Genomic DNA, 11,616 nt, shown 5'->3' with positions numbered 1-11,616 from the left:
TCCCTGGTGCTGGCGCGCCCGCAGATCGACAGCCTGTTGAGTGCCCAAAGCGACTACCTGGCGGCCTTCAAGGAGCGCGCCGGGCTGCTGATCGAGCCTGCCACGCTGATTCACGTTTTGCTGTTGCAGGTTTTGTATTCGGTCCCCAGCGAGCGCCAGGTGAGTGAGCAGTTGAGCTACAACCTGCTGTTTCGCTGGTTCGTGGGGCTGGACCTGAAGCACAAGGTTTGGACCTACGGGCAGCTCTCCCGCGACACCTCCAAGGTACTGGCCGACGCCACTTGCATGGGCCTGCTGCATCGCATCGTGGGTGAAGTGTTCTGCAATGCCTTGCTGCACATGCCGGAGTTCTCGGTGAACTTCACCCTGTTGCAGACCTGGTCGGCGCGCCATGCCGGCGGTTCGACCCTAACCCTTTGAAGTGACGCCAGCGCTGCGCCTTGTGCGCAGCGGCCTGGCTGTGCGCGAAACCCTTGTAAACCTGGGAGGCTGTGTGGAGCATTCGTTGGCAAGACCCGTTCGGCGGTGGGGACCTTCGAACGCCCCTTGGAGCCGCCATGCGCTGGCCCTGGCGCTGCTGGCGCCGTTGGCCGGCCAGGCGCAGGACGCCGTTGCGCCCAAGGTCAACATCAACGAGTACGTGGTGCGCGGCAACACCGTGCTGGATGCCCCGACCATCGAGGCTGCGGTGTATCCCTTCATGGGCCCGGACCGCAGCATGGCCGACATCGAGGGCGCCAAGGACGCGCTGCAGAAGGTTTACCAGCAGCGCGGCTACCAGTCTGTGTTCGTCGACCTTCCGCAGCAGGAGGTGGAAGGTGGCGTGGTGTACCTGCAGGTAAGCGAGACCAAGGTCGGCCGCGTGCGGGTGGTGGGCGCCAAGTACTCCTCGCCGCTTGAAGTGCGTGACCAGGTGCCGGCGCTGGAGGAGGGCAAGGTGCCGGACTTCAACCAGGTGCAGGGCGAAATGGCCGCGCTCAACCATGGCGGCCGCCAGGTTGTACCGCTGGTACGTGAAGGCCAGCGCAGCGGCACCATGGACGTCGACCTGCAAGTGGAAGACAAGAAGCCCTGGAGCGCCTCCCTCGGCGTGAACAACGACTCCAGCGCCGACACCAAGCCCCTGCGTACGGTGGCGACGGTGGGCTACAACAACCTCTGGCAGTTGGGCCACAGCCTATCGTTGACCTGGTTCACCGCGCCCCAGGACCGCAACAACGCCGAGGTCTGGTCGGGCAGCTATACCGCGCCCCTCGACGACCGCTGGACCCTGCAATTCAGCGGCTACAAATCCGACAGCGACGTGGCCACTGTCGGCGGCAGTAATGTGCTCGGCAAGGGCCACTCATATGGCGTGTCGGCCATCTACAACCTGCCGGCCACGGGCGCCTGGTCCAACGCCTTTTCGCTCGGGGTCGACATCAAGGACTTCCAAGAGCGCCTCAACCAGGGGAACAGCAGCGACAGCGCGCCGATCAAGTACGCGCCGTTCACTTTCGGCTACAACGGCTACCACTACACCGACACCTCGCAACTGGGGCTGAACCTCAGCCTGGTGCTGGGCACCCGAGGTGCCTTCGGTTATGGCAGCAGCGACGACGCCTTCGACTACAAGCGATACAAGGCCAGCTCCAGTTTCGCCGCGCTCAAGGCCGACGCCAGCTTCACCTACGCCTTCATCGGTGATTGGCAGTCGGCGAGCAAGTTTGGGTTCCAGAAGGCCTCCGGGCCACTCATTTCCAACGAACAGTTCTCGGCTGGCGGCGCCACCTCGGTGCGCGGTTATCTGGCAGCCGAGCGCACTGGTGACGACGGCCTGCTGCTGTCCGAAGAATTGCGCACGCCGTCGCTGGGCAAGTACATCAGCAGCCTGGTCGGCGACTGGCGCTTCTATGTGTTCGCCGAGGGCGCACGGTTGGCCCTGCAGGACGGCCTGCCCGAGCAGGAGAGCCGCTACAGCCTCGCCAGCGTCGGCGTGGGCACCCGCGCCACGCTCAGCGACTGGCTGAGCGGCAGCATCGATTGGGGCCTGCCGCTAGTAGACGGCCCCAATACCGAAAAACACGACTCCCGCGTGCACTTCAGCGTGCAGGCAAACTTTTGACCCAACCGGCATAGACCTCGGAGCGCTTTCCCATGCAACGCATCTTCATGACCCTGTTTGTCTGCCTGGGCCTGGCTTTGCCGGCCGTGGCCAACGCCTGGTGGCAGGACGACTGGCAATACCGTAAGCAGATCACTGTCGATACCACCCCTCAAGGCGCTGCCATCAACGACGCCTTGGGGCGCAGCGCCCTGCTGGTACGCCTGCACACCGGCAACTTCACTTTCGACGGCGTCAGCGAGAACGGCGCGGACATTCGCTTCGTCACCGCCGATGACAAAACCGTGCTGCACCACCAGGTCGAAAGCTTCGACCCTTTGATGGGCATGGCGCTGATCTGGGTCGACATCCCACGCATCGAAGGCGGCCAGCGCCAGGACGTGTGGATGTACTACGGCAATACCAAGGCCCCGGCGGTGAGCAGCGGCCAGGCCACTTTCGACAGCGACTACAGTGCCGTGCTGCACTTCGACGACGTAACCGGCAGCCCAGCGCGCGACAGCAGTGCCTACGCCAACAACGCCCAGGCCATGGTTGGCAGTTCGGTGGACGGTGTCATCGGCCACGCCCTGCAACTCAACGGCCAACCGCTGCTGCTGGCGCCCAGCGCCTCGCTGCAACATGCGCAAGGCGCGCCGTTCAGCTTCAGCCTGTGGGTGCATCAGGACCAGGCCAATGGTGACCAAGTCTTGCTGGCCCGCCGCGAGGGTAACAACGCCTTGCTGGTCGGCCTCAGCCAAGGCGCGCCGTTCTTCGAAATCAATGGCCAGCGCAGTGCCCTCGGCCAGCCCTTGGCAGCCGGGCAATGGAGCCACGTGGCCCTGACCGCCGACGCCAGCCAGGCGCGCCTGTTCGTTAATGGCCGCCAGGCGGTGAGCCTGGCGCAGCCCCTGCCAGCCTTCAACTCGCCGTTGGCCCTGGGCGGCGACGCGCCGCCAGTGGCAGCCCCGGCGAGCGCCTGGCTGCCGTTTGCCGGTGCCATCGATGAAGTGCGGCTGTCGCGCGTGGCCCGCACCCCGGCGGCGCTGCTGGCCGATGCCACGGCTCAGGGCGCCGAATCGCGCCTGGTCGTCTACGGCGTAGATGAAAAGCAGTCGGGCTTCGGCTTCGGCAGCCTCGGCTTTCTGCTCAACGCGGTACCGGTGGATGCCTGGGTGATCATCGCCGTACTGGTAATGATGATGCTGCAATCCTGGGTCGTGATGATTAGCAAGAGCCGCAGCCTCGGCCGCGTGACCCGCGCCAACCAGGCCTTTCGCGAGCGCTTCGATACCATCGGCACCCGCCTGGAAATGCTCGCCGACGACCACGACCTGCCAGGGCGCCTGAAAGACTCGTCGTTATGGCGTCTGTACCAGGTGGCGGTGCGCGAGATCCGCACCCGCCGGGAACAGGGCGCCGACGTCTCCGCTGTGTCCGCCGCCACCATCGAGGCCATCCGCGCGTCGATGGACGGCGTACGCACCCGCGAGAATCAGAAGCTGAGCGCTAAGCTGTCGAGCCTGTCCAACGCCATCGCCGGCGGCCCATACATCGGCCTGCTGGGTACTGTGCTGGGGATCATGGTGGTGTTCCTCGGCACCGCCATGGCCGGCGATGTCAACATCAACGCCATCGCCCCCGGCATGGCTGCAGCCTTGCTGGCCACCGCCATGGGCCTGTTCGTCGCCATCCCGGCGCTGTTTGGCTACAACAAGCTGATCACGCGCAACCGTGAGGTCAGCGCCGACATGCGAGTGTTCGTCGACGAATTCATTACCCGCCTGGCCGAACTGTATGGCGAAAGCCAGTACACCGAAGCTATGCACCGCCGTGGTCTGCCAGCCGGCAGCCCGTCGGCGCTGGTGTGAGGAGCTGACCATGGCCTCAGTCAATGCCTCACACGACGACGATGAAGACGGCGCAGTGGACAGCATCAACATCACCCCATTGGTGGACGTGCTCATGGTGGTGCTGGTGATGTTCATCCTCACCGCCACCGCCCAGGTGTCCGGGATCCAGATCAAGCTGCCGAAGGCCAGTGCCTCGGTGTCGCTCTCGCAGCCCAAGACCAAGGCGATTTCCGTCAACGATGGCGGCCAGGTGTTTCTCGATGCCTACCCGGTAACCCTGGCGGAACTGGAAGACCGGCTACGCAGCGAAAAAGCGCTCAACCCGGACTTTCCGGTGATCGTGCGCGGCGACGCCACGGTGCAGTACCAGAAGGTGGTCGAGGTCCTGGACCTGCTCCGTCGCCTCGAGCTGGCCCAGGTCGGGCTGGTGACCGGCAAGCCGAACCAGGGTTGATCATGAACACTGAAACTTCGCAACCCAACGGCTCGCCACTGCGTTTCCTCAAATGGGGCGTCGCCGTGCTGGTGCTGGCCGGCGCTACCTGGGTGCTGTGGCAGTGGGCGCACGACATGAGTGGCGTTCGCCGGGAAGCGCCGAAGATCCCGGCGATCATCCCGCTGCCGCCACCGCCACCGCCCAAGGACCCGGAGCCGCCGGTGGAAGAAAAGATCGTGACACCGGCGCCGCAGCCCGAGCCGGAGCCAGTCAAGCCCCAGGAGGCACCACCGTCGCCTGCGGCCGACCTGGCCAACCCGATGCAGATGGACGGCGACCCGCAGAGCGGTGGCGACAGCTTCAACATCGGCGCTGGCAAAGGCGGCGGCATGGGCGGGGGCGGTGGGGGCGGCAACGGTACCTATAACCAGTACCTGGCCTTCGCCTTCCAGCGTGCGCTGCGCGACAACCCCGACGTGCGCAACCTGGCGTTTCGCCTGCAGGCGGACATCTGGTTGAGTGCCGGTGGCGAAATCACCCGGGTCGAGCTGGCGAAAACCAGCGGCGACGCGAAAACCGACGAACTGGTGCTGAACGCATTGCGCACCACTGCGCGCCTGCAGGAACGCCCACCGTCGACCATTACCTTGCCGTTGCGCATCGACCTCTCAGGTCGCCGGCCCGGCTGATTCGTCTATCGAGCTTTAGTTATCAAGGAGTGGTGTGCTGATGAACCTTTTCAAGAATCGGCTGAGCTGCGCGGCCAGCCTGGTGCTCGCCAGCCTGGCGTTGCCTAATGGCGCCGCCGCCGCCGCAACGCCTTCGGAGAGTGCCACCGTGAACCTGATTCGCCTGTTGGTGGAGCAGGGGGTGCTCAAGGAAGACAAGGCCCAGGCGCTGATTCGCCAGGCCGAGACCGAGGCGGTGCAGGCGCGCCAGGCGGCCGCCAACACCGCCATCGCCACCAGCGCACCTGCGGCCAATGGGGAGGTGCGCGTGCAGTATGTACCGGCCATCGTTCGTGACCAGATTCGCGACCAGGTCAAGGCTGAAGTCATGGCCACCGCACGCCAGGAAAACTGGGCCGCGCCCAACACCTTTCCCGACTGGGCCTCGCGCATCACCTTCGATGGCGATGTGCGCCTGCGTGACGAGTCGCGCTATTTCGGCGGCGGCAACAGCAACCAGATCACCGACTTCGGCCGCCTCAATACCAGCGGCCCGTTCGACGTGAACCCCAACACCAGCAGCGCCTTGCCGCCGCTTTACAATACCACCGAGGACCGCAGTAACCTGATGCGCCTGCGCGCTCGCTTCGGCCTCAAGTCGCAGTTGGCCGACAGCTGGGTGGCCGGGGTGCGCCTGGGCACCGGCGCCGATAACAGCCCGGTATCCACCACCCAGACTCTGGGCGGCGGCTTTGCCAAGAAGGACATCTGGCTCGACCAGGGCTACGTCACTTACTCGCCTTCGCAACGCCTGAGCCTGACCGGCGGGCGCTTCAGCAACCCGTTCTTTGCCACCGACATGCTGTATTCACGCGACCTCAATTTCGACGGTGTGGCGGCGGTGTTCAACCAGAGCCTGAACAACCAGTTCAACCTGTTCGGCACGGTCGGGGCCTTCCCGGTGGAGTACACCAACGACAGCGCTTCCGAATCCAACGGCCTGGACAAGACCAGCAGCAACGACAAATGGTTGTACGGCGCGCAAGTGGGCGTGGACTGGAAAATCAACACCCGCAACAGCCTCAAGGGCGCCATGGCCTACTACCGCTTCGACGATATCGAGGGCCAGCGCTCGGCGCCGTGCCAGCCGTGGAACGGCGATGTCTCGTGCAGCACCGACGGTAGCCGTTCGGCGTTCATGCAGAAGGGCAACACCCTGTTCCTGCTGCGTGACATCACCCCTGATCCGGCCAATCCGACCACCACGCCCAATCCCCAGTACGTGGGCCTGGCATCGAAGTTCGACCTGCTTGACCTGAACCTGCGCTGGGACACAGAGCTGCCGGCCGACATGAAGCTGCGCACCCAGGGCAATTACATCCGCAACCTGAGTTACGACAGTGGCGAGATCACTCGCCGTGCCGCCGGCCAGTTGGCCAACAACGTCGACAGCAACGGCAGCCTGCTGAGCGGCGGCAACGCTTGGATGATGCAGTTCACCCTCGGCAGCGCCCTGGAGATGGGCCGCAACGGCGACTGGAATGTGTTTGCCGGCTACAAGCGCATCGAGCCCGATGCCATGCCCGATGGCTTCAACGACTCGACTTTCCACTTGGGCGGTACCAACGCCAAGGGCTACTACCTGGGTGCCAACTACGGTTTCGCCAAGAACGTCTTCGCCACCACCAGTTGGATGAGTACCAAGGCCGTTTACGGCGCGCCGTTCGACGTCGACATTCTGCAACTCGACCTCAACACGCGCTTCTGACCGAGGAGGTCGTAGATGAATTATCGAACACGAATGACCGTACTGGCGCTGCTGACCGGCCTGCTGACAACCGGCCAGAGTTCGGCCGAGACCCTGGAAGAGCGCCTGCGCGCGCAGCTGCGCAGCACGACCCAGCAGTTGCAGACCCTGCAAAGCGAGCAGGCGCGCGCCACGGCGGCGCGCCAGGCCACCGAGGGACAATTGGCAGCCGCCCAAGCCCAGATCGGGCAACTGAACGCACAGTTGGTCCAGGCCAGCGGCCAGAACACGCAATTGGCCGCCCAGCAGAGCGCCCTCCAACAGCACGCCCAGACGCAGGTACAGGCCAGTGCCGAGCAGGTTGGCAAGTTCAAGCAGGCCTATCAAGAGCTGCTGGTGCTGGCCAAGGCCAAGGAGGCCGAGCGCGCCAAGCTGGCCGGGCAGCTGGCCGAACGCGATACCCAGGTACAGAGCTGCGTGGCGCACAACCAGAAAATGTACGGGGTGGCCAAGCAGATTCTCGACGCCTATGAGCGCGTCGACATGGCCGACGTGCTGAAGATGCGCCAACCCTTCGCCAGCAGTGCCCGGGTGAAGTTCGAGGAGTTGGCCCAGGGCATGGGCGACGACCTTTACAAGACTCAATTCGACGGCAGCATGAAAGCACCTGCTGCAAGCCAATGAAGTTGAACCATACAGCGACCCTAACCGAGGAAAGCACGACCATGTCCGACACCACACTCGTTCGCACCATCACCGCCGGGCAGCTCGCCGAACTGCTGCAAAGTGCCGGCTACCGCGTCAACCCCAGCGAGCAGAACGGCATCGTGCAACTGCTCAGCGCCAGCCAGGGTATTGGCTACGCGGTGCGTTTCGGCAACGCCGGCGAGCAGCCTGGAAGTTTTGTCGACTTCACTTTCAGCTGCGCCCTGCGCATTCAGGGTGAACTGCCGCCCGGGCTAGTGCAGCAGTGGAACATCAGCCGCCGTTTCTCTCGGCTGTCGGAGCAGGGCGGCTTCCTGCTGATGGAAATGGATGTGGTCATCGCGGCAGGGGTCGGCAACGACTACCTGCGTAACCACCTGGAACTGTGGGACCGCCTGCTGCAGGAGTTCGTCACCTACCTGCGCGACTATCGATCCGAGCCCCCTGCGCCGGCGCCGGCCTTGGCTCCTGTGCCCGCCGAGAGCGAGGCATGACGCCATGAATCGATCTTCTATGCTGTTTGGCGGGTTGACGGTACTGGCGCTGGCGGTTGGCGGCGCGGCGTTGTGCCTGCAGCCTGCCAGCGACAGTGTGGCCGCGAATCAGGCCGTGCCTGCGGCCAAGGCCGACAACGGCGATGGCCCCGCCGTAGCGCGCCTGGGCGACCTGGCGGTGACACCGGCCGAGGTCAAGGCCCTGCTGGCCAGCCTGCCGGGCGCCAGCCGCGAGCAGTTGCTCAATAACCGCGCCGCGCTGGAAAACCTCATTCGCACGCGCCTCGCGGAAAAGGCCGTGTTGCTGCAGGCCAACGCCCAGGGTTGGCCTGAGCACCCTGACATCCAGCAACAGACCCGCGCCGCCACCGAGCAGATCGTGTTCCGCAGCTATTTAGCGTCGGTCAGCCAGGTGCCCGACGACTATCCCAGCGCCGATGAGTTGAAGCAGGCCTACCAGACCAACCAGCAAGCGTTGCAACTGCCGGCGCGCTACCGCCTGAGCCAGATATACCTGGCGGTCAAGGACCCGGGCGACGAAGACGCGGTACGCAAGCAAGCCCAGGACCTGAGCAAGAAGGCCCAGGCCGCCAACGCGGACTTCGCGGCCCTCGCGCGCCAGTACTCGCAAGACTCGCAAAGCGCGGCCCGCGGTGGTGATATCGGCCTGCTGCCGCTGGCGCAATTGCAGCCGGAGGTACGCGGCGCCTTGGGCAAACTCAAGGAGGGAAGCGTCAGCGAGCCCATCAAGGGGCCGGCGGGCTATCACATCCTCAAGCTAGTGGAGCAGCAGCCGGCCAGAGTCGCGACCCTCGACGAGGCCAAGGAAACCCTCGCAACCTCCTTGCGCAACCAGCGTCAGGAGCAGATCGCCCAGGCCTACCTCAATGGCATGTTCACCACTGCCACCTTGAGCATCGATGGTTCGTCGCTCAATCAGGTGATCAAGGACAACCAATAGCCGCATGACTGGCCATGGAGCTGATCGGTATGGATACCTGCTTACCGTTGGCGTTGTTGAGTGAAGAGCAACGCCAGTACTTTCTGCTGACAGCCCGCTGCGGCTGTTTCCGCCAGGCCGCGCGGCGCCTGAACATTCGCCCGGTGGCCCTTCGCCGGGCGCTGCAGCAACTGGAGCAGACGCTCGGTCATACACTGTTTGAAAACGGCCGCAACCCTTTGGTGCTCAGCCCCGCTGCCAGGCTGCTGCAAGCCCAATGGCTGGGCCCACTGGGTCTGCCGCGGTTGGCGTTGGCAGAGGACGGTCAGCCACCCTTGCGCCTGGCGATCGCCGAGCCGCTTCTACATGACCTGCTGAGCCGGCCACTGGTGGACTTTCTGCGCAAGAACGGCGGTCTGCGCGTGCAGGTGCAGGCATTGCCCACCGAGTTGCGGGAGCCCCTGGCACCCGCCGACCTTTTGCTGTGGCTAGGTACAGACGCCGCTGTGCGGGGGGCGTCGGCCTTCACGCCGCCCGTGCGCTTGACCACCCTGCGATACCTGCCCCATGTCGCTCAACGCTACGTGCGTGAACTCGCACGCCCAGCGTCTGTGCCGGAGCTGCAGGCGTTCATGCTGGTGCAGTGGGTGGAACATCAGGATATTGCGGCACTGTCGCCCTGGAACGAGGTGGTAGCCGCCCGTAGCGGGGCGGTAACTCAGGTGCACAGCCATGTACTGAACTGCATTGTGATCAGAAGTGGCGCGGGTATCGGAGTGCTGCCTGACTATGCCCGTACGCTGGATCGCAACTTCGTGCCTTTGCCGCATTTGTTCACCGAGCCGATGCAGCGCCCAGTCTGGCTGGCCTTGGCCTGCGAAAAAGCTGACGATCCGCATTTGCAGGCCATTGCCGAGTTGTTCAAGAACGCCTGCCGTGAGCGAAACAAGCCTTAAACCTGGCTTTTGCCGGGGTTGCCGAACCAGTCCTGCGGACTAGACAGGTTCGATTTGACAAGAAATTCCGCGCCTCTCAGGCCCTCGCCAATCGCATCGAACACGGCAAGCCGGGCTCTGGCGAGCGCCTGCCCGGCGATCACCCTGCTTTGGACCATAGTCGATGTGCCCTCTGATGGCACATCTGTAAAGTACATGAGTGGCTTGTAGTTGGAGGATTGACCTTGACCGAAACCCGCTTCAATGCGCGCCTCAACCGTAGCTATTGAGGGGGTTCGTGACTTCACTCCTGCCATTTTCTTTCCAGGTAACCGGAGGCACAGGAATGCAAGCACCCAGCTTCCCTCGCTAATAGATATGCATTATGAGATGTCTTCACCTTGGGCACGCATGGCGCTCCCCAGGAAATTCCCGCTTTGCATCCCTTCGTGCGGTAAACTCGCTCCAGCACATGGTCATGTAGGGACGAGCCCGCCACTAGTCCCTTGCTTGACTGTAGGACAAAATTTGAATTGATGAGATTTTGGACATTTATTTTGCCTCCGGACAAAATTAATTGCCCTCAGACACTAGGAGAACGTTATGGCCCGTGGGGTTAACAAAGTCATATTGGTCGGTACTTGTGGCCAGGATCCCGAAGTTCGCTACATGCCTAACGGTAATGCCGTGACCAATCTGAGTCTGGCAACAAGCGAGCAGTGGACTGACAAGCAGACCGGTCAGAAAGTCGAAAAGACCGAATGGCACCGTGTGTCGATGTTTGGCAAGGTCGCCGAGATCGCCGGTGAATACCTGCGTAAAGGCTCGCAGGTCTACATCGAAGGCAAGCTGCAAACCCGCGAGTGGGAAAAAGACGGCATCAAGCGTTACACCACTGAAATCGTGGTAGACATGCAAGGCACCATGCAGCTGCTGGGCGGACGTCCTCAGGGCGAAGGCGCTCCACAGGGCCAGGGCGGGGGTGGCTACCAGAATTCCGCACCTCGTCCGCAGCAGTCGCGTCCGCAGCAATCGGCGCCGCAGCAGTCGAACGCCCAGCCACAGCGTGAATCACGCCCGGCTCCGCAACAGGCGCCGCAACCGGCTCCTGATTTCGACAGCTTTGATGACGACATTCCGTTCTAGCGTCCGACTGGACCCCTACGAACCGAATTGAAAAAGCCCCCGGACAGTTCACGCTGCCGGGGGCTTTTTGTATGAGGATCGGACGTACGTTATTGATCAACGGTGACTAAAGCCCCAGCTCTGACAACCCCGGATGATCGTCCGGGCGACGTCCCTGCGGCCAATGGAATTTGCGTTCCGATTCCTTGATCGGGAGGTCGTTGATGCACGCGAAACGGTTGGCCATCAGGCCGTCTTCTGCGAACTCCCAATTTTCGTTGCCGTACGAGCGGAACCAGTTTCCCGACTCGTCGTGCCATTCATACGCATAGCGAACGGCAATGCGGTTATCCGTGAACGCCCACAGCTCTTTGATAAGCCGGTAATCCAGTTCCTTGTCCCACTTGCGAGTCAGAAAGGCCTGGGCCTCGTCGCGGTTGTTGACGAATTCCGAGCGATTACGCCATCGGGTGTCGACGGTGTAGGCCAGGGAGACCTTCTGCGCATCCCGACTGTTCCAGCCGTCTTCGGCCAAACGAACTTTTTGGATGGCCGACTCTCGGCTGAAAGGCGGAAGCGGCGGGCGAGTTTGAGCAGTGGACGACATTACGGAGCCTCCAGGCAGATTGA

Annotated in this window: 12 protein-coding genes and 1 pseudogene; 11 read left to right on the top strand and 2 right to left on the bottom strand. The window is 63.3% G+C overall.

Annotated features, from left to right (window positions below; translation table 11 throughout):
• Nucleotides 1-96 precede the first annotated feature (96 nt).
• The 10 genes and pseudogenes from OYW20_RS23120 to OYW20_RS23075 all read left to right on the top strand — a co-directional run.
• Nucleotides 97-214, top strand: a pseudogene (locus OYW20_RS23120) (transposase); the annotation flags it as partial.
• Between the two features lie 348 nt (nucleotides 215-562).
• Nucleotides 563-2,104 carry a ShlB/FhaC/HecB family hemolysin secretion/activation protein gene (locus OYW20_RS23115; protein WP_268801214.1) on the top strand — a complete coding sequence of 514 codons (1,542 nt, stop codon included), beginning with the start codon at nucleotides 563-565 and terminating at the stop codon, nucleotides 2,102-2,104.
• 32 nt (nucleotides 2,105-2,136) lie between these two features.
• On the top strand, nucleotides 2,137-3,954 hold the full coding sequence (locus OYW20_RS23110) for a DUF2341 domain-containing protein (protein ID WP_268798210.1): 1,818 nt from the start codon (nucleotides 2,137-2,139) through the stop codon (nucleotides 3,952-3,954).
• 10 nt (nucleotides 3,955-3,964) lie between these two features.
• Complete coding sequence (locus OYW20_RS23105) at nucleotides 3,965-4,390, top strand: ExbD/TolR family protein (protein WP_268798209.1); 426 nt, start codon at nucleotides 3,965-3,967, stop codon at nucleotides 4,388-4,390.
• A gap of 2 nt (nucleotides 4,391-4,392) precedes the next feature.
• Entirely contained in the window at nucleotides 4,393-5,061 is a 669-nt protein-coding gene (locus OYW20_RS23100) for a TonB C-terminal domain-containing protein (RefSeq protein WP_268798208.1), read from the top strand.
• A gap of 40 nt (nucleotides 5,062-5,101) precedes the next feature.
• Entirely contained in the window at nucleotides 5,102-6,808 is a 1,707-nt protein-coding gene (locus tag OYW20_RS23095) for a putative porin (RefSeq protein WP_268798207.1), read from the top strand.
• A 15-nt stretch (nucleotides 6,809-6,823) separates the two neighbouring features.
• Nucleotides 6,824-7,471: a DNA repair protein gene (locus OYW20_RS23090; protein ID WP_268798206.1), complete on the top strand. Its 648-nt coding sequence runs from the start codon at nucleotides 6,824-6,826 to the stop codon at nucleotides 7,469-7,471.
• Nucleotides 7,472-7,512: 41 nt separating this feature from the next.
• Nucleotides 7,513-7,986, top strand: coding sequence for a YbjN domain-containing protein (locus OYW20_RS23085; RefSeq protein WP_268798205.1), 474 nt, complete (start codon nucleotides 7,513-7,515; stop codon nucleotides 7,984-7,986).
• A 4-nt stretch (nucleotides 7,987-7,990) separates the two neighbouring features.
• Nucleotides 7,991-8,947 (top strand): peptidylprolyl isomerase, encoded by a 957-nt coding sequence (locus OYW20_RS23080; RefSeq protein WP_268798204.1) that lies wholly within the window; start codon nucleotides 7,991-7,993, stop codon nucleotides 8,945-8,947.
• A 29-nt stretch (nucleotides 8,948-8,976) separates the two neighbouring features.
• Nucleotides 8,977-9,882 carry a LysR family transcriptional regulator gene (locus tag OYW20_RS23075; RefSeq protein ID WP_268798203.1) on the top strand — a complete coding sequence of 302 codons (906 nt, stop codon included), beginning with the start codon at nucleotides 8,977-8,979 and terminating at the stop codon, nucleotides 9,880-9,882.
• Here the strand turns inward: OYW20_RS23075 and OYW20_RS23070 are convergent.
• The gene (locus tag OYW20_RS23070; protein ID WP_268798202.1) at nucleotides 9,879-10,178 is read right to left on the bottom strand and encodes a hypothetical protein; all 300 of its coding nucleotides are present in this window, start codon (nucleotides 10,176-10,178) and stop codon (nucleotides 9,879-9,881) included. The two genes, OYW20_RS23075 and OYW20_RS23070, sit on opposite strands and share 4 nt — an antisense overlap.
• A 286-nt stretch (nucleotides 10,179-10,464) precedes the next feature.
• Between OYW20_RS23070 and OYW20_RS23065 the strand changes: the two genes are divergently transcribed.
• Nucleotides 10,465-11,007, top strand: coding sequence for a single-stranded DNA-binding protein (locus OYW20_RS23065; protein WP_268798201.1), 543 nt, complete (start codon nucleotides 10,465-10,467; stop codon nucleotides 11,005-11,007).
• A 106-nt stretch (nucleotides 11,008-11,113) separates the two neighbouring features.
• Here the strand turns inward: OYW20_RS23065 and OYW20_RS23060 are convergent, their stop codons facing one another.
• Nucleotides 11,114-11,593 carry a nuclear transport factor 2 family protein gene (locus OYW20_RS23060; protein ID WP_268798200.1) on the bottom strand — a complete coding sequence of 160 codons (480 nt, stop codon included), beginning with the start codon at nucleotides 11,591-11,593 and terminating at the stop codon, nucleotides 11,114-11,116.
• Nucleotides 11,594-11,616 lie beyond the last annotated feature (23 nt).

This window comes from Pseudomonas sp. BSw22131 (genome assembly GCF_026810445.1).
GTDB lineage: Bacteria > Pseudomonadota > Gammaproteobacteria > Pseudomonadales > Pseudomonadaceae > Aquipseudomonas > Aquipseudomonas huanghezhanensis.
This window is presented reverse-complemented; position numbering and strand designations above follow the sequence as displayed.